General features: G+C 62.6%; 23 protein-coding genes. 8 read left to right on the forward strand and 15 right to left on the reverse strand.

Annotated elements, in window-relative coordinates; all coding sequences use genetic code 11:
- From KBB36_RS02870 to KBB36_RS02915, 10 genes are all read right to left on the reverse strand, one after another.
- Positions 1 to 466: sigma 54-interacting transcriptional regulator (locus KBB36_RS02870; RefSeq protein ID WP_290976611.1), on the reverse strand; the 466-nt coding region annotated here is incomplete at its 3' end.
- Positions 467 to 494: 28 nt separating this feature from the next.
- Positions 495 to 830, reverse strand: coding sequence for a flagellar motor switch protein FliN (gene fliN / locus KBB36_RS02875; protein WP_290976614.1), 336 nt, complete (start codon positions 828 to 830; stop codon positions 495 to 497).
- A gap of 6 nt (positions 831 to 836) precedes the next feature.
- Complete coding sequence (locus KBB36_RS02880) at positions 837 to 1,493, reverse strand: FliH/SctL family protein (protein WP_290976617.1); 657 nt, start codon at positions 1,491 to 1,493, stop codon at positions 837 to 839.
- A 29-nt stretch (positions 1,494 to 1,522) separates the two neighbouring features.
- Positions 1,523 to 2,536, reverse strand: a complete 1,014-nt coding sequence (fliG, locus tag KBB36_RS02885; protein WP_290976620.1) for a flagellar motor switch protein FliG — start codon at positions 2,534 to 2,536, stop codon at positions 1,523 to 1,525.
- Positions 2,537 to 2,555: 19 nt separating this feature from the next.
- On the reverse strand, positions 2,556 to 4,214 hold the full coding sequence (fliF, locus tag KBB36_RS02890; RefSeq protein ID WP_290976623.1) for a flagellar basal-body MS-ring/collar protein FliF: 1,659 nt from the start codon (positions 4,212 to 4,214) through the stop codon (positions 2,556 to 2,558).
- A 159-nt stretch (positions 4,215 to 4,373) separates the two neighbouring features.
- Positions 4,374 to 4,688 (reverse strand): DUF1153 domain-containing protein, encoded by a 315-nt coding sequence (locus KBB36_RS02895; protein ID WP_290976627.1) that lies wholly within the window; start codon positions 4,686 to 4,688, stop codon positions 4,374 to 4,376.
- Positions 4,689 to 4,784: 96 nt separating this feature from the next.
- A complete protein-coding gene (locus tag KBB36_RS02900; RefSeq protein WP_290976630.1) occupies positions 4,785 to 5,486 on the reverse strand; it encodes a flagellar hook assembly protein FlgD in 702 nt (233 codons plus the stop codon).
- Positions 5,487 to 5,507: 21 nt separating this feature from the next.
- Positions 5,508 to 7,028 (reverse strand): flagellar hook-length control protein FliK, encoded by a 1,521-nt coding sequence (locus tag KBB36_RS02905; protein ID WP_290976632.1) that lies wholly within the window; start codon positions 7,026 to 7,028, stop codon positions 5,508 to 5,510.
- Between the two features lie 178 nt (positions 7,029 to 7,206).
- Positions 7,207 to 10,005, reverse strand: coding sequence for a [protein-PII] uridylyltransferase (locus tag KBB36_RS02910; RefSeq protein WP_290976635.1), 2,799 nt, complete (start codon positions 10,003 to 10,005; stop codon positions 7,207 to 7,209).
- 29 nt (positions 10,006 to 10,034) lie between these two features.
- On the reverse strand, positions 10,035 to 10,814 hold the full coding sequence (locus KBB36_RS02915; protein ID WP_290976638.1) for a glucose 1-dehydrogenase: 780 nt from the start codon (positions 10,812 to 10,814) through the stop codon (positions 10,035 to 10,037).
- Here KBB36_RS02915 and KBB36_RS02920 point away from each other — a divergent pair.
- A complete protein-coding gene (locus KBB36_RS02920; RefSeq protein WP_290976640.1) occupies positions 10,813 to 11,373 on the forward strand; it encodes a hypothetical protein in 561 nt (186 codons plus the stop codon). The two genes, KBB36_RS02915 and KBB36_RS02920, sit on opposite strands and share 2 nt — an antisense overlap.
- A gap of 106 nt (positions 11,374 to 11,479) precedes the next feature.
- Entirely contained in the window at positions 11,480 to 11,944 is a 465-nt protein-coding gene (locus tag KBB36_RS02925; protein WP_290976643.1) for a hypothetical protein, read from the forward strand.
- A gap of 3 nt (positions 11,945 to 11,947) precedes the next feature.
- Here KBB36_RS02925 and KBB36_RS02930 read toward each other — a convergent pair whose 3' ends face one another.
- Genes KBB36_RS02930 through KBB36_RS02940 form a run of 3 tightly spaced genes read right to left on the reverse strand, consistent with a single transcriptional unit; the run spans position 11,948 to position 13,805 of the window.
- Positions 11,948 to 12,577: a LysE family translocator gene (locus KBB36_RS02930; RefSeq protein WP_290976645.1), complete on the reverse strand. Its 630-nt coding sequence runs from the start codon at positions 12,575 to 12,577 to the stop codon at positions 11,948 to 11,950.
- Positions 12,578 to 12,580: 3 nt separating this feature from the next.
- Positions 12,581 to 13,210 (reverse strand): LysE family translocator, encoded by a 630-nt coding sequence (locus tag KBB36_RS02935; protein WP_290976648.1) that lies wholly within the window; start codon positions 13,208 to 13,210, stop codon positions 12,581 to 12,583.
- A 37-nt stretch (positions 13,211 to 13,247) separates the two neighbouring features.
- Positions 13,248 to 13,805, reverse strand: coding sequence for an intradiol ring-cleavage dioxygenase (locus KBB36_RS02940; RefSeq protein ID WP_290976651.1), 558 nt, complete (start codon positions 13,803 to 13,805; stop codon positions 13,248 to 13,250).
- Positions 13,806 to 13,908: 103 nt separating this feature from the next.
- Here KBB36_RS02940 and KBB36_RS02945 point away from each other — a divergent pair, with 103 nt between their 5' ends.
- The 6 genes from KBB36_RS02945 to KBB36_RS02970 all read left to right on the forward strand — a co-directional run bounded on the left by KBB36_RS02945 (position 13,909) and on the right by KBB36_RS02970 (position 19,320).
- A complete protein-coding gene (locus KBB36_RS02945; protein ID WP_290976653.1) occupies positions 13,909 to 14,532 on the forward strand; it encodes a TetR/AcrR family transcriptional regulator in 624 nt (207 codons plus the stop codon).
- A gap of 49 nt (positions 14,533 to 14,581) precedes the next feature.
- The gene (locus tag KBB36_RS02950; protein WP_290976655.1) at positions 14,582 to 14,923 is read left to right on the forward strand and encodes a DUF1127 domain-containing protein; all 342 of its coding nucleotides are present in this window, start codon (positions 14,582 to 14,584) and stop codon (positions 14,921 to 14,923) included.
- 96 nt (positions 14,924 to 15,019) lie between these two features.
- Complete coding sequence (locus tag KBB36_RS02955; protein ID WP_290976658.1) at positions 15,020 to 17,065, forward strand: TRAP transporter fused permease subunit; 2,046 nt, start codon at positions 15,020 to 15,022, stop codon at positions 17,063 to 17,065.
- A gap of 30 nt (positions 17,066 to 17,095) precedes the next feature.
- A complete protein-coding gene (locus tag KBB36_RS02960) occupies positions 17,096 to 18,262 on the forward strand; it encodes a TAXI family TRAP transporter solute-binding subunit (protein WP_290976660.1) in 1,167 nt (388 codons plus the stop codon).
- Positions 18,263 to 18,342: 80 nt separating this feature from the next.
- Positions 18,343 to 18,732, forward strand: a complete 390-nt coding sequence (locus KBB36_RS02965; RefSeq protein ID WP_290976663.1) for a VOC family protein — start codon at positions 18,343 to 18,345, stop codon at positions 18,730 to 18,732.
- Positions 18,733 to 18,801: 69 nt separating this feature from the next.
- Positions 18,802 to 19,320 (forward strand): DinB family protein, encoded by a 519-nt coding sequence (locus KBB36_RS02970; RefSeq protein ID WP_290976666.1) that lies wholly within the window; start codon positions 18,802 to 18,804, stop codon positions 19,318 to 19,320.
- A 3-nt stretch (positions 19,321 to 19,323) separates the two neighbouring features.
- Here the strand turns inward: KBB36_RS02970 and KBB36_RS02975 are convergent, their stop codons facing one another.
- Both KBB36_RS02975 and KBB36_RS02980 read right to left on the reverse strand, forming a co-directional pair.
- Positions 19,324 to 19,869, reverse strand: a complete 546-nt coding sequence (locus tag KBB36_RS02975) for a PAS domain-containing protein (RefSeq protein ID WP_290976669.1) — start codon at positions 19,867 to 19,869, stop codon at positions 19,324 to 19,326.
- Positions 19,870 to 19,920: 51 nt separating this feature from the next.
- A complete protein-coding gene (locus KBB36_RS02980; RefSeq protein ID WP_290976672.1) occupies positions 19,921 to 21,150 on the reverse strand; it encodes a threonine synthase in 1,230 nt (409 codons plus the stop codon).
- Positions 21,151 to 21,158 lie beyond the last annotated feature (8 nt).

The following is a 21,158-nucleotide window of genomic DNA, read 5'->3' on the forward strand; positions in this document are numbered from 1 at the left end:
CTTCCTTGCCGGTGCCGCTTTCGCCGGTGATCAGCACACTGGCGGAAGACGGCGCAATCTGCTCGGCCAGCTTCACCACGCCACCCATCGCCGGGTCGCGGAACAGCATCTGGTAGCTTTCCTCCGCCACCGCTTCCAGCACGGCGGCAATCAGATCGGCATCCGGCGGCAGCGGCAGATATTCCTTGGCGCCGGCGCGGATCGCTGCCACGGCGGCACGCGCATCATTGCCGATGCCGCAGGCCACCACGGGCAGATTGATACGCTCGTTTTTCAGCGCATCCACCAGTCGCTTCACATCCAGTGCCACATCCACCATGGCAAGTTCGGCGCCACGGCCGCCACGCAGCAGGGTGAGGGCCGCGTCGATATCCTCCACCTGCGACACCTTGGCCCCGCGCTGCAACGCGATGCGCGTGGCGGCGCCGATCTGTCCGTTCAATGTGCCGATGATGATCAACCGCATCTATCTGGTCCTCGTCTCGTCCGCCGCCTCAACCGCCGCGACCGCCCTTGATGATTTCCGTCATGGTCACGCCCAGCCGGTCTTCCACAACCACGACCTCGCCGCGCGCCACCAGGCGGTTATTCACATAGATGTCGATGGCCTCGCCCACCTTGCGATCCAGTTCAATCACCGCACCGCGGCCAAGCTTGAGCAGCTGGCTGACCTGCATATTTGCCTTGCCCAGCACGGCCGAGACATGCACCGGGATGTCAAACACCGCCTGTAGGTCGGCAGCGGTGCGGGCTGCATTGGGATCATCTTCCTCGGGCAGCCCGCTGCCACTGATATCCTTCAGTTCAAGATCGTCGCCGGTATCAGCCATGATCGATCATCCTTCCGTCGCGATTGCTTCAGACCGCAGCGCGGCGAGATAACGCTGCACCGCTTGGTCCACATCCTGCTCGATCTGTGCCTGGTTGCGCTCGGCCGAGCCATCGGCCCAATCGACGCGGCAATCGGTGGCAGCCAGGCTGTTATCCGGCACCAGCATCACCTTGCCGCCAAAACCGGATTGCGCCACCAGAATATCGATCCGGTCATCCAGCAGCCGGATCACCGGATCAGCCGCGCGCAACACCAGGCGCGGTTCGTCACGCATATCATCCATGCAGCGCAGCACCAGCGCCTCGATCTCGCGCAACGGCTCGCGCGCCATCAGTTGCGATGCTAGTTTGCGCGCGATGGCGGCAGCCAGGGTCACAGCTTCAGACCGCGCCCGTGCCTCGCTCTGGTTCAGATTCTCGCCCAGCTGCGCCATGCGCGCCTCGATGGCGGCCAGACCATGCTCGATGGCGGCCTGCTGCTCGGCTTCGGCGGCCGCGCGGCCCGCCTGCTCGCCGGCGGCAAAAGCCTGTGCCTTGGCCGCCTCCATCTCATCGAGATTGAATTTCGGCGGCGGCGCCTTGGAACGGAACATCGGCGCATCCGTGCGCGGCTTGGAGCCATCGAACGGCTGGTCGAACAGGAATTTGGCCTTACCCGCCATGAAAAACGATCATCCCCCGTGTTATCGGATCAATAGATAAGCTCGTCGTCGCCCTTGTTGTCGGCCAGCATGATATCACCCTTGGCCGCCAGTTCCTTGGCCATGTTGACCATCGCCATCTGCGCCTCGTCGACATCCTTGAGCCGCACCGGGCCCATGCTTTCCATTTCCTCACGCAGCAGCTTGGATGCGCGTTCGGACATGTTGGAGAAAAACAGGTCGCGCAGGGTTTCGGAGGCGCCCTTCAGCGCCAGCCCGAGCTTGTCCTTGTCGACCGACTTCATCAATGTCTGCACACCGCTCGGATCGAGCTTGATAAGGTCTTCGAAGGTGAACATCAGCGCCTTGATACGCTCGGCGGCATCGCGGCTGCGCTCTTCCAGCGCGGCAAGGAAACGCGCCTCGGTGTTGCGATCCAGGCTGTTGAAGATTTCCGCCATCATCTCGTGGCTGTCGCGGCGATTGGTGCGCGCCAGATTCGACATGAATTCGGTGCGCAACGTCTGCTCCACCTTGTCGAGCACTTCCTTCTGCACCGATTCCATACGCAGCATGCGCATGACCACTTCCATCGAGAATTCCTCGGGCAGCGCAGCCAGCACGCGCGCAGCATGTTCGGGGCGGATTTTCGATAGCACCACGGCCACGGTCTGCGGATACTCGTTCTTGAGATAGTTGGCCAGCACCGACTCATTCACATTGGCCAGCTTGTCCCACATGGTACGACCCGCCGGGCCGCGGATTTCCTCCATGATCTGGGTGACACGATCCGCCGGCAGTGCCTTCATCAGCAACCGTTCGGTGCTGTCGAAGGTACCGGAGAGCGAACCGGTGGAAGAGAAATTATTGACGAATTCTAGGAACAGCTTTTCCACCGTCTCGGAATTCACCGAGCCGAGATTAGCCATGTTCTGCGAGATTTCCTTGATCTCTTCGTCGTCGAGCAACGGCCAGATTTTGGACGAATGCTCCTCGCCGAGCGCCAGCATCAGAATGGCGGCCTTGTCTGGCCCCTTGAGCTGGCGGAAATCCTTCTCTGCCATGGTCCTTGCTCCTGCCGGCTTAGCTGGTCTGGTAGAGCCAGTTGCGGATGATCGAAATTGCTTCTTCCGGATGCTTGTCGACGATCTCGCCGATCTTCTTCAAGCTGGATGCCTTCACCTGGCCCTCGATGCGCGCAATGTCGATCATCGATTCGATGCCGGGCGTCGCCATCGGCGCCATGCCATCGGGCGCGGCGGGCAATTCAGCAATCGGCGCCGAGCCTACCACGACCGGCACACCCATGCCGCTCGGGGTCAACATGCCCGGGGGCACGTCATCCGGATTCTGTGACGCCTCGATAATGCGCTTGACGATCGGGCGCACCACCAGCAGCAAGGCCAGCAGGGCAGCCAGCAGATAGCCGGCCAGTTCACCAATGCGGAACAGGTCGCGCTTGTTCAGGCCAAGGAAAATCGGCACGCTGTCGGGATCAACTTCCTCGGGGATGTCGCCCGGCTCGGCGAAGCGCATCGACACCACTTCGACATTATCGCCGCGCTGCTGGTCGAAGCCGATGGCGTTGCGCACCAGGGCATTGAGCTGCTGCAATTCCTCCGGGCTGCGCGGCTGGTAGCCGCGCTGGCCTTCGGCATTCACCGTGGTGATCTGGTTCACCAGCACGGCGGCGGAAACCCGCTTGACGATGCCGCCTTCGCGCACCTGGGTGCGGATGGTCTTGGAAATCTCGTAATTGATCACTTCTTCCGAGCGCTGACCGCGCGCCGTGGCCTGATTGGCGCCCTGGCCCTGGGCTTCCGGCAGGTTGTTCTGCACGGTGACGGCCTGCTGGCCTTCCTGGCTCTGATTCTGCTCGTTGATGGTCTGGGTCGAGCGGATCACCTGCTGATCCGGATCAAACAATTCCTGATTGGTGGTGACCCGATCAAAATCCATATCAACGGCCACTTCGGCGCGCACATTGCCAACACCCACCGAGCGTTCCAGCAAGGCCTCAATCGACTTGCGCAGCTTGTCCTCGGCCTGGCGCCGCATCTCGGTCATCTTGCTGGCGGTGGCTGCGAGCGGATCGGCCTTCTCGTCGCTGGTGCCCGCCAGCAGGTTGCCGCGATCATCCACCACGGCGATACGGCTCGGTTTCAGGTCGGGCACGGCAGCGGCAACGATATTCTGGATGGCGCGGACCTGCGGCTGGTCGATGCGGCCGCCGCGCGTCTTGATCACGATGGAAGCGGATGGCTCGCGTTGTTCGCGGCTGAACACTTCGCGCCGCGGCAGCACCAGATGCACCCGCGCCGACTGCACCTGGTCAATGGCGCGGATGGTGCGCGCCAATTCGCCTTCCAGCGCCCGCAGATGGTTCAGATTCTGCATGAAATTGGTCGCCGACAGGGCATTGGCCTTGTCAAACAATTCATAGCCCATCGAGCCGCCGCCCGAAGGCACGCCGCTTTCGGCCAGTTGCATGCGCAGCCGCAGCACACGATCCTCAGGCACCAGCACCTGGGCGCCGTTGGCGGCGATCTGGTACGGCACCTTTTGCTGCTCCAGCCGCGTCACGATGGCGGCCGAGTCGGTGAGGTCGAGGTTGCCGTAGAGCAACGCCATTTTCGGCTGTGTCACCTTCATACCGATGAAGATGAAAAAACCGATCAGGGCAGCCGCCGTCATGCCTAGCATGGCCAGGCGGGCAGGCCCCAGATTACGCAACATTTGCATCAGACCATTCACGGCATCACCCCATGCGCTTCCACGCACCCGGACATTATGGTGTCAGGGTAGGCAGCTGGGATGAAGAAGAGGTTAACACCCCGGCAAATTTTGCCTAGCGGTTTGTTAACCTTTATGGCCGGAAACGGCGGTCTGTCTGTGGCAAGCTCAGGCCCGGGCGCCGGATTTGGCCGGCAGCGGCTTCAGGCTGCCGGGGCGGTATTCCTGCAACCGGGTGGTGCGCAGGCCGGGCAGGCCATGCTGCTCGATGGCGCGCTGCCAGGAGAGGAATTCCTCCACCGTCAGACTATAGCGCTCACAGGCTTCATCCAGGGTCAGCAAACCGCCACGCACCGCCGCCACAACCTCGGCTTTGCGCCGGATCACCCAGCGCTTGGTGCCGGGCGCAGGCAGGCTGTCGCGGGTCAGCAACTGGCCCTCGGGTCCGACAATACTGGCGATGGGGCTCTCGCGGCTGAACATTCGCGTTTCTGGCTTCACAATCTGGCTGCGATACATGCTAGACCTCGCCATTTAACAAAGGACTAAACGCGCTGGTTAATGCGCGGTGAATCGGGCTTAGCTGCCGCTGCTGGTGCTGGTATTGGTCGGCATGCGGACGGCCACCACATCGGCGGCATCCATGCGCATGCCATTGACCACCAGGAATTGCGCGCCTTCCTCAAATTCGACGCTTTGCACCACACCGGAGGTATAGGTCTTGGGCGAGGTCATCGCCGCGCCATTGGCATCCTTGGCCACCACTTCCAGGGTGTAGTTGCCAGGCTTCGATATGGTGCCAACATCGGTGGTGCCGTCCCAGTTCACCGTGGTGCGGCCGGCCGTCTTGTCCAGATTCTGGCTCGCCACCAATTTGCCGGTGGAATCGTAGATATTGGCCTTCACCACGGCAGCACCGGCGGGAATATCTGTCAGCCAGTTGATTTCGCCATCCTTGGCCAACGCCGCCTTGTTGCCTTCCACCACCACTTCCTTGCCGATATAGCCAACATTGGTGTTGGTGGTCTGGGCTTCAAACAGGCCGATCAGCGTTTCGAGATTCTTGTTCTGATTGATCTGCTGCTCAACCTGCGAGAATTGCACCAGCTGATTGGTGAATTCCTTGGTATCCATCGGCGAGGTCGGGTCCTGATTGCGCAACTGCGTCGTCAGCAGTTTCAGAAAGGTGTCAAAATTCTTTGCCAGCGAAACGCCGGCGGTGCCGGCAGCCGTGGTGCTGGTAGTGGTGGTATTGGTGGTCGTGCCAACTGAGGTAACCATGGCTTGGGCTCCTTCCCAGGCTTAAATTCGGATATCAAGGCCGCCGCGCGCTGCTGCGCGCTGCGCATCGGCAGCAGCGGCCAGGCTGCGCATGTCGCCGCCTGTCACACCGGCATCGCCGTATTCATCGCCGCCCCGGCCATAGCCGCGCCGGCTGCCGCCTTCATTGCCGGCAAAGCCACGATTATCCTGGCCCTGGTCGCGCAACTGAAAACTCAGCGAATCCTGATTGGTCTTGAGGCCGCCATCGCGCAGCGATTGCTCCAAGGCTGCGGCATCCTTCTGCAACATTTGCAGGGTTTCCGGCTTGTCGGCGGCAATCACCGCCAGCAGGCGGCCATCCTGGCTCACTTCCAGCGTCACCTCGACGCGGCCGAGATTGCCGGGATCAAGCTTGATCGAAATTGTGTCGCTGCCCTCGGCAATGGCCTTTTTGACATGCACCGCCACCTGCTCGCCCGGCGGCACCAAAGCCGAGGCATGGCGCGCTGCCTGGGCCTGCGCGTGGTTGACCGCCTGGCCCTGCTGGCTGGCCTGGCTCTGACCAAGACCGGCCACGGCGCCGAGGCCGTTCTTGGCCGCATCGGCGGCCGGGCTGGCAGCCGGTGGGGTTTCAAGGCTGAAGACGACCTGCGCGGTGTTGAGCTGCGCCAGCGCATCCTGCTTGAGCAATTGCTGCTCGGCGCCCGGCAGACCCTGGCCATCCAGTGTCTCGCCCTCGGCGCCCTGCTGCGCCAGCATGTCGGCAAACAGCGCTGCCGGATCAATCAGCGGCTTCGGCGCCACGCCGTCGGCACTGGTCTGCACCTCGATCTTGCCCTTGCCGCTGCCGCCCTGCGCCTGGCGCATCGCATCAACGATCTGGGATTGCGCTTCGGGTGATAAAACCGAAGCCTGAATCTGCTGTAGGGCCGCATCCACCGGATTGGCCGCACCCTGATTTGCATCCACCGCAACGCCAGCTTGGGCGCCAGTCTGTGTCCCGTTCTGGGACGCGGTGCCGGCCTGCGCCGACACGGCCGCCTGGGCGGCGGGGATGAACAGGTTGAGGATCAGGTTCGGATCAATCGCCGCTTCTGCGGCCTGCTTGTCCTTGCCCTCGGCCTCGTCTTGTGCCGGTTCTTCACCGGCCTGCGCAGCCGCTTCTGCGGCCTGGCTTTCTGCCGGTGCCGCGCTTTGTGCGGCACCTTCCTCCTTGGGAGCGGCATCCGACGCCTGCTGCGCCGCATTGTCGCTCTTGTGGATTTCCTTCTGCCTCGGCTTGTCGGCAGGCTGTTTCTCGCCCACATCGGCCGCTTGGCGTTCCGGGCGGTTTTCCGCCCGGCTGTCATAATCCTGCTTCGGTTCCGGCTGACGGCTGCGCTCAACGGCGCTGGCAGCTTCCGGACCCTTCATCTCGGGGCGCTGCTTGGCGCCGCCGCTGAAGGCATTGGCCAGCACATTGGCAAAGGCGGTGGCGGCCTTGAATTCGTCGGACGCGGCTCCGCTCTCGGCCTGGCCGGCGGTGTAGGAAGACGAAGTGGAAACCGAACCGATCTGCATGGCGAAACCCCTGAAGGCTGGCTGGCCCTTTCTGGGCCGGACTTGCGCTAGTAGATAGCAAGCCCGATGCCAACTCGGATTTTCGCCTTAAGTCATTGATTTATAATAATGCGGGGCCGTGGCCCTGCCCGGCAGGATTGTCCACCCGGAATCTTTTGCCGGGGTCGGCCAGGCTGATTCAGGCTGCATCCTTGCGGGCGGCCGGCTTGGCTGCGGCGGCCTTGGCCGGTTTTTCCTCGGCCTGGGTCAACAATTTGAGCAGGTGCTGTTCGATCTGCTTGAGGCGCGTGGCATCCACAATCTTCTGCCCGGTCAGGTCCTGCACATAGAAAACGTCCACCGCGCGCTCGCCATAGGTGGCGATATGGGCCGAACGGATCGACAGGTTGAGATCATAAAGCCCGCGCGTCACCTCATAGAGGAAGCCGGGCCGATCACGGCCATTCACTTCCACCACGGTATGGCGGTTGGAGGCATTGTTGTCGATCAGCACCACCGGCGCCACCTTGAACACCCGGGTGCGGCTGGGCAGGCCGGGCTTGTCGCCGGCCAGCACCAGGCGCGGCCGCAGATCGCCCGACAATGTGCGCTGGATGGTGGTGGAAAGCCGCGCCAGCTTGTCCGGCCGGTCAAACGCCTTGCCCTCCATGTCCTGCACAAAGAAGGTGTCCAGCGCCATGCCGTCGGTGGTGGTGAAGATCTTGGCATCGACAATATTGCCGCCGGTGGCGGCAATGGCGCCGGCAACACGGGCGAACAGGCCGGGATGATCCGGCGCATAGAGTGTGATTTCGGTGACGGCGCGGAAACCATCCACCCGGGTTTCCAGGGTCAGGCCGCGCTTTTCCTTGTCCGCCACACGCATCAGCCGGGCATGGCGCAGGATGGTTTCGGCATCATTGGAGAACCAGTAATTCTCATACTGGCGCTTGAGCAAGGCTTCCTGCTCCTTGACCGGCCAATCCGGCAACCGGGCGCGCACCGCCGCCTTGGTTTCGGCAATACGCTGCTCGCGGCCCCGGGTGGCGAAGCCGCCGGAGAGATATTCCTCGCCGCGATAATACAGCTCGCGCAATAACTGGCCCTTCCAGCCATTCCACACATTCGGCCCCACGGCGCGGATATCGGCCACCGTGAGCACCAGCAACAGCCGCAGGCGTTCCGGGCTTTGCACATGCTTGGCAAAATCCACCACGGTCTTGGGATCGGCAATATCGCGTTTGAAGGCGGTGGCCGACATGGCGAGATGCCAGCGTACCAGCCAGGCCACGGTTTCGGTTTCCGCCGGTGTGAGGCCGAAGCGCGGCCCCAGCTTGAGCGCCACCTTCTCGCCGAGCACGGAATGGTCGCCACCGCGCCCCTTGGCGATATCATGCAGCAGCAGCGCAACATAAAGCGCGCGGCGCGACACAATCTGCTGGATAACCTGCACCGCCAGCGGATGCTCCTCGGCCAGCGCGCCGTTTTCAATACGCGACAGCAGTCCGATGGCACGGATGGTATGCTCGTCGACGGTATAGACGTGATACATGTCATGCTGCATCTGCGCCACAACACGGCCAAAATCCGGCACAAAACGCCCCAGCACGCCGGCTTCATTCAGCCGCCGCAGGGTGGTTTCCGGATCGTGTTTCGAGGTCAGCATCTCGATGAACAGGCGATTGGCCTCGGCATCGCCACGCAGCTCGGCGCCGATCAGCTTGAGATGCTGCCGCACCAGGCGCAAGGCATCAGGATGGATATCCAGCCCATGCTCCTGCGCCAGATGGAACAGCCGCAAAAGCTTCACCGGCTCACGCTCAAACAGCTGCGGGTCACGCAGATTGAGCCGGCCACCTTCGTTATCGAAGCCATCCAGAGTCTTCGGCCGGCGGATTTTTGATTTCAGCACCGCCAGCGGCTTCTTTTTCTTGTGCCGCTCTTCCAATGCTGCCGCGAAGATACGGGTCAGGTCGCCCACTTCCTTGGCCGCCAGATAGTAGCGTTTCATGAAACGCTCCACATCCTTGCGGCCCGGCCGGTCGGCATAACCCATCGCCTTGGCGATTTCGGTCTGCATGTCGAAGGTCAGCCGCTCCTCGGGCCGGCCGGCCAGGTAATGCAGGTGGCAGCGCACGGTCCAGAGGAATTCATTGGCCTGGGCGTAGCGCTTGTATTCATCGGCAGCCAGCAGGCCGCGTTCGATCAGGCCATCCAGGTCATCCACCTGGTAAACATATTTGGCGATCCACAGCAGGGTGTGCAGATCACGCAGGCCGCCCTTGCCTTCCTTGATATTGGGTTCCACCAGATAGCGTGAATCACCCATACGCTGGTGCCGGTCGTCGCGCTCGGCAAGCTTCTTCTCGATGAAATCCGGCCCGGTCTTGGCCATCACTTCGTTGGCGAAACGCTGCCGCAGGGTCTTGGCCAGATCCTGCTCGCCCCAGATCCAGCGCATTTCCAGCAAGGCGGTGCGGATCGTCAGGTCGCCCATGGAAAGCCTGAGGCATTCCTCCACCGAGCGGGTGGAATGCCCCACCTTCAGGCCCATATCCCAGAACAGGTAGAGCATGAATTCCACCACCTGCTCACCCCAGGGGGTTTGCTTGTAGGGAAACAGGAACAGCAGATCGACATCCGAAAATGGCGCCATCTCGCCGCGGCCATAGCCGCCCACGGCAACGATGGAAAGTTTTTCGGCCGCCGTGGGATTGGGCAGCCGGTAGACCTTCTGCGTGGTGAAATCAAAGGTCAGGCGGATGATCTGGTCGGTCAGGAAAGCGATGGCGCGCCGCGTTACCAGCGCGGTATCCCCGGCCTCAAAACGGCTGCGGATTGCTGCGCGGCCCTGGTTCAGCGCCGCTTTCAGCAGGGTAAGCGCCTGGTTGCGCTGCTCCTGCGCACCATTCTTGCCCTCGGCCTGCAAAGCTTCAAGCTGCAAGGTCAGGCTCTTGCGGTCGATAATGGCGCGGCGGTCGGGAATCGCGTTCAACATGGGGTGACTATATAATGCCTGGGCCGGGTTTATACACTCTGCATGTTGATCATGCCGCCGCCATCCACCACCAGGGTCTGGCCGGTGAGGAAACTGCCGGCATCGGACGCCAGCATCACCACCACGCCGGCAATTTCATCCGGCTCGCCGATCCGCTTCAGCGCATAGCCCTTGGTGGCCTGTTTGGCGATATCGGGGTTTTCCCACAAGGCGCGGGCAAAATCGGTCTTGATCAGGCCGGGCGCGATGCAGTTGGCGCGAATCTGGCTTTCACCCCATTCCACCGCCAGATTGCGCGCCAGCGCCATATCCGCCGCCTTGGAAATGCCATAGGCGCCCAGCATGCTGGAACCGATCAGGCCGCCAACGGAGGAAATGATGATGATCGAACCGCCCGCGCCACGCGCGCTCATGCCCGGCGCCACCATGTTGCAGAGCCAGTGATTGCTCTTGATGTTGCACTGCATGATCTTGTCGAAGGCGTCATCCGGGATGCCGGCAGAGGGGCCGAAATAGGGATTGACCGCCGCATTGCAGACCAGGATGTCGATACGGCCAAAGGCTTGCTGCGTGGCATCCACCAGCGCCTGGAGCTGCGCCTTGTCGGAAATATTGCACGGCACCACCAGGGCTTCGCCGCCATTTTCCCGGATTTCGGCTGCCACCTTTTCGCAGGCTTCGGCCTTGCGGCTGGAAACCACCACCTTGGCGCCATGCTGGGCCAGGCGCAGGGCGATGGCGCGGCCGATGCCACGGCTGGAACCGGTGACAAGCGCAACCTTGCCCGACAGATCAAAGAGGTTTTGCATGGCGTTTTCTCCCGTGATTTTGCCGCATAGTTTAGACGCCGGCAGGCCGCGCGCCTATAGTGCTGCGATGATGAAAACATCGGCCTTGCTGTCTCTGCTGCTGCCCCTGTTGCTGGCTGGCTGCGCCGCACCGCCACCACCACCGGTGAGCGCAGCAGCGCGGCAGATTGATGCCACGCGGCTGGAAATCCGCGTCAGTGCGCCGGCACCGCTGGACGCCGCAGAATTGACCGCACCGGATGGCCGGGTTTTTGCCGCCGGGCGCATCACCACGCCGGGCCAGAGCCAGGAAGCGCCGCTGGTCGGGCGGCCCAGCGTGGTGCTGGGCGGTTCGGGCGGCTCATCCAGCGGGCTGGATGCCGGCATCGGCCTCAGCCTGCCGATCCGCAACCCGTTCAGCAGCGGCGAACGGGCACGCGCCTATGCCAGCCAGGCCGAATTCAGCTTGCCGGCCGAGGCACTGGCGCGCTACCGCGACCAGCGGGCGTTGGGCTGGAGCCTGTATCTGCTCTACGGCAATTCCAGCCGCAGCCTGGCTGCTCCAGCCCCGGAGCAATAGGCAGCTTCTGCCGAGTTAACCAATTCGAATCCTGGAAAACAGGCAAAAATACTTCTGGCACGGCGCCTGCATTTACCCTGCTTGACTGATTTCAAGGAGGATGACCATGGCCATTGCTTTGCTCTCACTGCGTCAGGCCCAGCGGGCCGAGCCGCAATTGAAGGCAGCGCTCAACCTGGATGGCGACCGGCTGGAACCGGGCCTGACGGCGCGCGAGCGTATGGAAAAACGCGAAGGCATCACGCCTGGGCCGATGACGGCGCGGCAATATGTGCAGAAACTGTCGAACCGGCTGCGTGAGCAGAGCCGCGAACAGATGGCCTGGGCTTTGGGCCGGGTGGAAACCCAGGAACTGGACCGGCTGGTGCATCAGATGGCCAAGCTGAAAGGCCGCTATGCCACGCTGCTGCTGGAATATGCCCAGGGCGACCGGCCGATGCGGCCCAACGCCGTGGCGGAATTGAAGGGCCTGCGCGAACAGATCGCCGAAATGGAGCATGGCTTCGAGATGCTGAAGGAAGCCATTCTGGAAGGTACCGCCGAAGTGATCGGGGTGCGGGCGGCCGACTGACGGTCAGCGCCGGATATCAAAGGCCAGGCGCAGCGCCAGACCGGCCATGATGGTGGCCATGGCGCGCTGCTGCCACAGGATTACCCGCGGATGGCGTGCCAGCCATTCGCCGATACGGCCGGCAGCCTGCACCAGAAGGAGCAGGATGCCGGCCGCTATGATGCTGTAGATGGTGGCCAGCAGCAGAATCTGCGCCATCACATTGCCCTGTTCCGGGGCAACGAATTGCGGCAGCAAGGCCAGGAAAAACAGTGCGGTCTTCGGATTGGTCAGATTGGTGATCAGGGCATCGAAGCCGATGCGCCACAGCTTGGCGCCGCCCTGGCGCGACGGATCAAGCGCAAAGGCGCCATTGCCGCGCCAGGCCTGCCAAGCCAGCCAGAGCAGATAGGCGGCACCGATGCCGCGCACCACGTCGTAGCTCCATGGCACCTCGCGCACCAGCGTTGCCAGGCCGATGGCAGTGGCGAAAGCATGCGCATACCAGCCCAGGATCAGCCCCAGCACCGAGGCCACGCCTGCCCGGCGCCCCTGCGCCACCGCGCGCGACAGCACAAACAGCACATTCGGGCCGGGGGTGACGGCAAAAACCGCCACAGCAGCGGCGAAGGTGAGCAGCGCGGCCAGGCTCATGGCCTATTTGCGCGCATCAAAGGCCAGCCGCAATGCAAAGCCGGCGAATACCAGGCCAAGCAGGCGGTTCTGCCATTTCAGGAAGCCCGGCCGGTGCCGCAGCCAGTCGCCAAAACGCCCGGCCAGCAAAGCCACCGGCACCAGAACCAGGCTGCCGGCCACATTCAGCACGCTGGCCAGCACAATAGCCTGGGCCAAGGCGGTATCCGGATTGGGCTCCATGAATTGCGGAAACAGCGCCAGGAAAAACAATGCCACTTTCGGGTTCAGCACATTGCACAAAAACCCCTGGCGCAAAACCGCCCAGAGCGCGATGCGCGGCGCGGCCTGATCGCCAAGCTGCAAGCCGCCGCTGCCGCGCAGGGCCTGCCAGCCGAGCCAGAGCAGATAGGCGGCGCCGATCCAGCGGATGGCCTCGAAGGCATAAGGCGCCAGGATCAGCACGCCGCTGAGCGACAGGCCGGCAATGGCGGCATGCACATAACAGCCCAAGGAGATGCCCAGGGTGGCAACCAGCCCGGCCAAGCGGCCCTGCGCCACCGAACGGGTCAGCACCATCAGCATGTCCGGCCCCGGCGTGACGGCCAAGGCCAGCGCCGCGGCGGCGAAGGTAAGCAAGGTGGTGGTTTCCATGATGGCAAACTTGCCGGGACCACCCCGCTGCGGTCAATCAGCCCGGCAGCACAAAATTGTAGCGGCCCAATGTGCCATCGGGGGTCTGCTCCAGGGCCAGCAGCAGGCGTGGATCAAAGATGCCGTCGCGGCCATTGCCGGCTTCATCCGGAAAATAGAGTTGCGTGGTCAGGGGCCGTGCCTGGGGGGCGGCATAAACCTTCACATGAATATGCCGCGTGCGACCCGGATACAGGCCGGGCCGGATGGTGTCGATACGCCAGGCGCCATCGGCATTGGCCATGATATGGCCGCGCAGCCGGAAGCCGACATTATCATAGGCGCCAGCCGCATCGGCCTGCCAGAATTCCAGCTTGGCGCCGGCCAGCGGGCGGCATTGTTTATCCAGCACAACGCCCTGCAAGCGCAGCACATCGCCGGCCATGCCGGCCTCGCGCAGGTCGCGCTTCAAGGGCGATTGCGGGCTGAAATACGGCCCCTCGGTCTGGCGCGGGGTGGGCATTCCGCAGGCCGGCGTAGGCTCGGCGCAGACCAGATCGCCAAAACCCAGCAAGGGCAGGCCGGCAGCGGCAAACAGGAAATGGCGACGACGCATTGGTGGAATCCCCCGGTGATGGTTGTCACACGCGGCATTGTCAACATTCCTGCGGCGGTTTTTCATTCTTGACAATAAGAACGATCGTTCGTATCTTCTGGCCATGAGCAAAGGCGCACGCACCAAGGAAACGATCGTCGCAGCCGCCATGAAGGCGGCCAGCGTGGAGGGATTCAACGGCCTCTCGATTGGCAATCTGGCCACCCGGCTGGGCATGTCAAAAAGCGGGCTGTTTGCGCATTTCGGTTCCAAGGAAGAATTGCAGAAGGCGGTGATGGATGCCTCCTCGCAGCTTTTCCTGGAAGCGGTGTGGAAGCCGGCCCGGGCCACGCCGCGCGGCCTGCCGCGCCTGCGTAAGCTGTTTGACCTGTGGCTGGCCTGGATGGACAGCAACCCGGACCTGCCGGGCGGCTGCATCCTGACCGCCGCCGCCACCGAGATGGACGACAAGCCCGGCCCGGTGCGCGACAAGCTGGTGGCGATGCAGAATGAGTGGATGGCCACCCTGGCGCGTGGTGCCGAACTGGCGGTGAATGAAGGCCATTTCCGCGCCGATCTGGATTGCCAGCAATTTGCCTTTGAGCTGAGCGGCATTGTGTTCAGCCTGTCTTTCTACACCCGGCTGCTGCGCGATCCGCAGGCCCGGTTCCGGGCCGAGGCGGCGTTTGACGACCTGATCCGCCGCGCCGCCCCAGCCCCAGCCATCCAACTGGCAAACGATCTTTAAGCCGCGTACCCCCAAACACTGACCCAAGAGTTCCACAAGGAGCCAAGCCATGACCTACCAGCCCACCCTGAAGCAGATTGCAGCCACAAAAAAGCACGAACGGTCGGTTTATGTTGATCGTAATGCACCTCTCGACCTGGCCTACCTGGCCGGAGCCGACCTGCCGGCCAGCAGCATGGCCGGCCTGGACCAGCCGCTCTGGCGGCTGCTGCCCGCCGCGCTGCTGGCACGGCTAAGCCTTTGGCGTGAAAGGAGCCAGGCACGGCAACGGCTGGCCGGCCTGAGCCGCCAGGCGCTGGCCGATCTGGGTATCGATCCGGGCCAGGCGGCTTTTGAGGCCGAGCGTCCATTCTGGCAGCCGCATGAATTGCAGCGCCGCGATATCGGCTGAATTTACTTCATCCGAAGCGGCAAGCCGTATTGGCGCCCCCGATGGCGGTGCTATGCTCCCCGGCAACAAACAGAATAAGTTGGGGGAGACGGGAGTATGGCCGATAGCGCCGCCAATCCGGGAGTACAGGCCAAGCCGAGCGTTGAGCATGGGCAGGAGCCGCGCCCGGATGAGCGTATGGTGGAGGATCTGGCTTATCGCCGGCAGCGCCCGATTGTGCAGGCCCTGTTTTGCGTCCTGACCATCCTGGCGATCCTGCTGGTGCTGAACCAGCAATTTAATCTCGCCCTGTTCAGCGGCATCGTGTTTATCGACAATCTGTATCTGTTTTTGCTGGTGGCCTTCACCCTGCCGCTGGTTTTCCTGGCCTACCCGGCGGCACCCCGGCTGGAACGCTTTGGCCGCGTGCTGGGCCTGCCGGCGCATGACTGGCTGATCGCGATAGCGGTGCTGGCTGCCCTGCTGTGGTTTGCCACCAAGTCGAATGTCATCCTGGGCGAAGGCTGGGAATTTGCTGCGCCACCGCCGGCGCAATGGCTGGGCCTGCTGCTCTGGCTGCTGATCCTGGAAAGCCTGCGCCGCACCGGCGGTACGCCGATCACCTTGATCGTGCTGGCAATTTCGCTTTATCCGGTGGTGGCCGACATTATGCCCGGGCCGATCAAGGGGGTGCAGACCAGCTTCCTCGACACCATGGCCTATCATATCGTTTCAGCCGAAAGCGCCTTCGGCATCCCGATGCGGGCCTTTGGCGAGATTGTGATCGGCTTTATCGTTTTCGGCGTCGCGCTGAACCATACCGGCGGCGGCAAGTTCTTCAATGATGTTGCCTTCGCCCTGGTCGGGCGCTGGCGCGGCGGCGCCGCCCAGGTCGGCGTGATTTCCTCGGCGCTGCAAGGCTCGATCTCGGGCAGTGTGATCTCGAATGTGATTTCTTCTGGCGTCGTCACCATCCCAGCGATGAAACGCACCGGCTTCCGCGGCGATTATGCCGGCGGTGTGGAAGCCGTGGCCAGCACCGGCGCGGTGCTGATGCCGCCGGTGATGGGCTCCACCGCCTTTGTGATGGCCAGTTTTCTCGGCATCAGCTACACCGAAATCGCCCTGGCCGCCGCCATTCCGGCCCTGTTGTTTTACTTTGGCCTTTCGGTGCAGATCGATGCCTATGCGGCGCGGCTTGGCCTGCGCGGCATGCGGCCCGATGAATTGCCGCGCCTGGGCGAAACCCTGCGCCAGGGCTGGCTCTATATCCTGGTTTTTGTGGTGCTAGTTTTCCTGATGGTGAACGAGCAGCGCGAGGCCACGGCGCCTTTCGCCGCCACGGCTTTGCTGCTGGTGATCAACCAGCTACTGCCGCGCAACCGGCTGACCTGGGCCTCGCTGGTTGAATTGCTGGCCGCTATCGGCCGCGCGCTGGCCGAATTGGTGGCGATCCTGGCCGGTGTCGGCTTCATCATCGGCGCCTTCTCGATGACCGGCCTGGCCGGCACACTGGCCAATGACCTGGTTTATCTGGCCGGCGACAATGCCCTGATCCTGCTGCTGATGGGGGCGATCACCAGCTTCATCTTCGGCATGGGGATGACGGTGACGGCCTGCTACATCTTCCTGGCCATCGTGCTGGCGCCGCCGCTGGTCAAGGCCGGGCTGGACCCATTGGCCGTGCATCTGTTCATCATGTATTGGGGCATGATCTCGTTCATCACGCCGCCGGTGGCCCTGGCTGCCTTTGCCGCCGCGCCGCTGGCCCGCACCTCGCCGTTTGCCATCGGCTTCCAGGCGGTGCGGCTCGGCGCCATCATCTACATTGTGCCATTCTTCTTTGTGCTCAACCCGGCGCTGATCCTGAAAGGCACGCCCTGGGAAGTGGCCGAAGTGTTGATCACCGCCTTTCCCGGCGTGGCGCTGATCGCCTCGGCTTTGCAAGGTTATGTGCTGTGGGGTGGCCGGCTGGATGGCAGCGCCCAGCGTGTGCTGGCGCGTGTGCTGCTGCTGGTGGGCGGTTTTGCCCTGGCGGCACCGGGCGGCCGCCTGATCCCGGTTGATAACATCCTGCTGGCCGCCATTGGCGTGGCCTGCGCCGCCGCTGCCTTTCTATTGCTGCGACTGGCCGGCAAGACTGAATTACAAACTGCCGCGTAATCACAAGAAACCACCAAGGAGGAACCAAGCATGCGTCATTATTCATTCAAAAGCCTGGCTGCCGGTGCGGCCCTGGCCGTTTTGGCTGCCGCCCCCGGCGCGCAAGCCCAGGGCAAATTGCCCGACCAGTTGACCTGGACCGCCTATGATGTCGGCTCCGGCGGCTACAATCAGGCCGTTGCCGTGGGCAATGCGCTGAAGAACAAGCTGAACGTGACCCTGCGTGTGCTGCCCGGCAAGAATGACGTGTCGCGCACCGTGCCGCTGCGCGAAGGCAAGGTGCCGTTCTCGGCCAATGGTGTTGGCGGCACCTATATGGCGCAGGAAGCGGTGTATGAATTCGGCGGCAAGGATTGGGGTCCGCAGCCGGTGCGGTCGCTGCTGCTGAACAATTCCGATGCGCTGCTTACCGTGGTCACGGCCAAGGATGCCAATATCAAGACCATGGCCGACATGAAGGGCAAGCGGGTTGCCTGGGTGGTGGGCGCCCCATCGCTGAATCAGAATATCACCGCCCTGCTGGCCTATGCCAACCTGACCTGGGCTGATGTGCAGAAGGTGGAATTCGGCGGCTTCGGCCCGGCGATGCAGGGTATCATCAACAATCAGGTGGATGCAGCCTTTGCCTCCACCATCTCGGGCCAGGCCTATCAGCTGGCCTCCAGCCCGCGCGGCATCGCCTATCCCACCGTGCCGCATGGCGACAAGGAAGGCTGGAAGCGGCTGAAGGCCAAGGCGCCGTTCTATGTGCCGTTCTATGGCGCCGAAGGCCCGGAAATGAGCGCCAGCAACAAGGTTGAAGGCGCCACCTATCCCTATCCGGTGCTGATGACCTATGCCGCAGTGGATAAGGGTCAGGTCTATGCCATGACCAAGGCGATGGTGGAATTGTATAACGAGTACAAGGACGCCGCGCCGGGCAATGTCGGCTGGGATATCAAGCGCCAGGTATTCGACTGGGTGGTGCCGGTGCATGAAGGCGCCGTGCAATACTTCAAGGAAATCGGCGTCTGGAAGCCGGAATATGACAAGAACAATGCCGCGCTGATCGAGCGCCAGAAGACCATGAACGATGCCTGGGAAGCCTATAAGAAGACCGCGCCTGCCGATGACGCCGCCTTTGCCAAAGGCTGGATGAAGGCGCGTGCCGATGCGCTGGCGGCGAAGAAAATGGATGTGTTCCTCGCCGAATGGTAAGGCCGCCGCCATTGCTCTAGTATGGGCCCGCCGGCGCAATCCGGCGGGCCTTTTTCTTTTCACTTTTCGCCGGAATTCTTATGATCGATACGATCCGTGGCAGTGCGATCCCGATGCTGCCCTCAACCAACCTGGATATTACCGAACGCTTTTATGGCGTGCTGGGTTTTGAACGCGCCGCACGCCACCCGGATTACATGGTGCTGCTGCTCGGCGAGCTGGAATTACATTTCGCCTGGCTCGGCGACGATCCGGAAATGACGCTCGACCCGCACGCCAATTTTGCCGGCTGCTATCTGCGGGTGGAGAATGCCGATCTGCTGCATGAAGCCTGGAGCCAGACCCCCGCCGCCGAACGGATGGATGAGATCGAGGACAAACCCTGGGGCCTGCGTGAATTCCATCTGGTTGATCCCGATGGCAACCTGCTGCGCATCGGCCATCTGCTCGGCGAGCCGAATGTAGCCTGACAATTCAACGATTCCGTATCCCTGCCGCGACGATTTAAGATCACGGCAAATCGATTCGGAGCCGCCCCCATGCCTTCGCTTTTGCTACAGCAGACACAGCAATTCGCCCGCTACAACCAATGGGCCAACCAGCGCATCTATGCCGCCACCGAAAAACTGCCGCCGGCAATCTATCATGCCGAACGGCCGAGTTTCTTCGGCAGCCTGCATGCCACGCTCAATCATATCCTGGTGGGTGACAGCGTGTGGTTCGGCCGCTTCACCGCCACGGCCACGCCGCATATCCAGAAGCTGAACCAGATCCTGCATGCCGATTTTGCCCCACTCTGGGCAGCGCGACAGGCCATGGATGCGCGTATCGTCAGCTTTGCCGATGCGCTGGATGATGACCGCCTCGCCGCTGAACTGGACTACACCAATATGAGCGGCAAGCCATTCCGCCAGCCGCTGGCACCGCTGCTGGCGCATTTTTTCAACCACCAGGCCCATCATCGCGGCCAGGCGCACCAGCTGCTCAGCATGTGTGCGCCGGATCGTGAACCGCCGGAACTGGACCTGATCTATTTCCTGCGCGAAGCAATAAGCTGATTTTCAGCCTGTCGCCGCCAGCGCCTCGGCATCGATCTGCGCACTGGCATCAATGCCATAAGGGCAGAGCGGGGCGTTATCGGGATAAAGTTGAGCGGCAATAAGGCGCTCAACCTGCTTGCCGCCCATTGGTAGCACCAGGAATTCCACCGGATAATAACGGCCGAGCAGCCGGCGTGAGATGCCGGCATAAACCGGCTGGCGCTGCTCTGCCACCAGATTGCAGACCTTGAGCGCGGCAGCGGCGAAATCGCTTTCGCCATGGCGATCCAGCCAGGTGCCGGTGCGATCCTTGCCCTGGCGATCTACAATATTGGTGCCGACCAGGCGATAGCGGAAACGCCGCCGGCCCAGCCCGTCGCGCACCACATCGATCAGCACCAGCGAACCAAGCAGATAGCGCAAATGCAGTGGATCGGCAAAGCTGGTACCGGGCAGCCCGCGCCACAAAGCCGCCCGCTGCCAATCCTCAAACAATCGGCTGAGGCGCGGCTCGGCCAATTGCTCATTGGCGGTCAGGAGGCGAAAGGCGGCGTTGCGGTTTGGCATCACCGCTACTAAACGCCAGAAACATTGCCGGGTGATTAACGAGGTGGGTTTTTACAACTGTGAATAATTGATGGCGCCATGGCGATCCAGCGGCTGGCCGCCCTCGGGCATCGGGTATTTCAGCCCGGCGGCGCAGTTGAACAGCACCACACGGTCGCCCTTGCCGATACGGCCCTCGGCCAGCGCCTGCTTGTAGGCGGCATAGGTGGCGGCGCCTTCCGGGCAGAGCAGGAAACCCTCATGCTTGGCCACATCATGCAGCGCCTGGGTGATGGCGGCATCCTCCACTGCTATGGCGAAGCCGTTGGAATTGCGCACCGCATCCAGGATCAGGAAATCGCCGATGGCGGCCGGCACGCGGATGCCGGCGGCAACCGTGTGGGCATTTTCCCACAAAGCCGCATGGCGCTGGTTGCCCTGCCAGGCGCGCACGATGGGGGCGCAGCCAGCGGCCTGCACGGCAATCATCTTTGGCCGCTTGCTGCCGATAAAGCCGATCGCCTCCAATTCATCAAATGCCTTCCACATGCCGATCAGGCCGGTGCCGCCGCCGGTGGGATAAAAAATCGCATCAGGCAATTCCCAGCCAAGCTGCTCGGCCAGTTCCAGCCCCATGGTCTTTTTGCCTTCAATACGATACGGCTCCTTCAATGTGGAGGTATCAAACCAGCCGGCTTCCGCCTTGCCGGCGCCCACCAGCTTGCCGCAATCATTGATCAGGCCGTTGACCTTGTAGAGCCGCGCGCCCTGCAACGCGATTTCGTTCATGTTCACCGCCGGCGTGTCATCCGGGCAGAATACCACGGTCTCGATCCCGGCACGGCTGGCATAGGCGGCCAGGGCGGCGCCGGCATTGCCATTGGTCGGCATCGCCATCTTGCTGATGCCGAGTTCCTTGGCCATGCACACCGCCAGCGCCAGGCCGCGCGCCTTGAACGAACCGGTGGGAAGCCGGCCTTCATCCTTCACCAGCAAATCGCCGCTGGCGCCCAGTTCGCGCGCCAGCCTGGGCAGCGGGATCAGCGGCGTCACCACTTCGCCCAGCGACACGATATTCTCGGCCTTACGCACCGGCAGCATTTCGCGATAGCGCCACCAGCTCCAATCACGCTCGCGCAGCTTCTCCTTGGTGAACACCTTGCGGATACCATCAAGATCGTAGCGCACCAGGATCGGATAACCCTGCGGCGACAGATTGTGGATGGTATCAGCCGGCAGGCGCTCGCCGGTCATGCCGCATTCCAGATGGGTGACAAAACTCGGCAATTCAGGGAAGCGCATTGGCAGAT

The organism is Ferrovibrio sp., from assembly GCF_017994015.1.
In the GTDB taxonomy this organism is placed as follows: Bacteria; Pseudomonadota; Alphaproteobacteria; order Ferrovibrionales; family Ferrovibrionaceae; genus Ferrovibrio.

Coding starts and splice junctions, on each gene's coding strand:
- KBB36_RS02950 (WP_290976655.1), top strand. CDS start 14,582: ATGACCTACCAGCCCACCCTGAAGCAGATTGCAGCCACAAAAAAGCAC.
- KBB36_RS02905 (WP_290976632.1), bottom strand. CDS start 7,028: ATGCAGATCGGTTCGGTTTCCACTTCGTCTTCCTACACCGCCGGCCAG.
- KBB36_RS02880 (WP_290976617.1), bottom strand. CDS start 1,493: ATGGCGGGTAAGGCCAAATTCCTGTTCGACCAGCCGTTCGATGGCTCC.
- KBB36_RS02955 (WP_290976658.1), top strand. CDS start 15,020: ATGGCCGATAGCGCCGCCAATCCGGGAGTACAGGCCAAGCCGAGCGTT.
- KBB36_RS02920 (WP_290976640.1), top strand. CDS start 10,813: ATGGCGTTTTCTCCCGTGATTTTGCCGCATAGTTTAGACGCCGGCAGG.
- fliN (WP_290976614.1), bottom strand. CDS start 830: ATGGCTGATACCGGCGACGATCTTGAACTGAAGGATATCAGTGGCAGC.
- KBB36_RS02925 (WP_290976643.1), top strand. CDS start 11,480: ATGGCCATTGCTTTGCTCTCACTGCGTCAGGCCCAGCGGGCCGAGCCG.
- KBB36_RS02915 (WP_290976638.1), bottom strand. CDS start 10,814: ATGCAAAACCTCTTTGATCTGTCGGGCAAGGTTGCGCTTGTCACCGGT.
- KBB36_RS02980 (WP_290976672.1), bottom strand. CDS start 21,150: ATGCGCTTCCCTGAATTGCCGAGTTTTGTCACCCATCTGGAATGCGGC.
- KBB36_RS02940 (WP_290976651.1), bottom strand. CDS start 13,805: ATGCGTCGTCGCCATTTCCTGTTTGCCGCTGCCGGCCTGCCCTTGCTG.
- fliG (WP_290976620.1), bottom strand. CDS start 2,536: ATGGCAGAGAAGGATTTCCGCCAGCTCAAGGGGCCAGACAAGGCCGCC.
- KBB36_RS02945 (WP_290976653.1), top strand. CDS start 13,909: ATGAGCAAAGGCGCACGCACCAAGGAAACGATCGTCGCAGCCGCCATG.
- KBB36_RS02910 (WP_290976635.1), bottom strand. CDS start 10,005: ATGTTGAACGCGATTCCCGACCGCCGCGCCATTATCGACCGCAAGAGC.
- KBB36_RS02960 (WP_290976660.1), top strand. CDS start 17,096: ATGCGTCATTATTCATTCAAAAGCCTGGCTGCCGGTGCGGCCCTGGCC.
- KBB36_RS02930 (WP_290976645.1), bottom strand. CDS start 12,577: ATGAGCCTGGCCGCGCTGCTCACCTTCGCCGCTGCTGTGGCGGTTTTT.
- fliF (WP_290976623.1), bottom strand. CDS start 4,214: ATGCAAATGTTGCGTAATCTGGGGCCTGCCCGCCTGGCCATGCTAGGC.
- KBB36_RS02935 (WP_290976648.1), bottom strand. CDS start 13,210: ATGGAAACCACCACCTTGCTTACCTTCGCCGCCGCGGCGCTGGCCTTG.
- KBB36_RS02975 (WP_290976669.1), bottom strand. CDS start 19,869: ATGCCAAACCGCAACGCCGCCTTTCGCCTCCTGACCGCCAATGAGCAA.
- KBB36_RS02965 (WP_290976663.1), top strand. CDS start 18,343: ATGATCGATACGATCCGTGGCAGTGCGATCCCGATGCTGCCCTCAACC.
- KBB36_RS02895 (WP_290976627.1), bottom strand. CDS start 4,688: ATGTTCAGCCGCGAGAGCCCCATCGCCAGTATTGTCGGACCCGAGGGC.
- KBB36_RS02900 (WP_290976630.1), bottom strand. CDS start 5,486: ATGGTTACCTCAGTTGGCACGACCACCAATACCACCACTACCAGCACC.
- KBB36_RS02970 (WP_290976666.1), top strand. CDS start 18,802: ATGCCTTCGCTTTTGCTACAGCAGACACAGCAATTCGCCCGCTACAAC.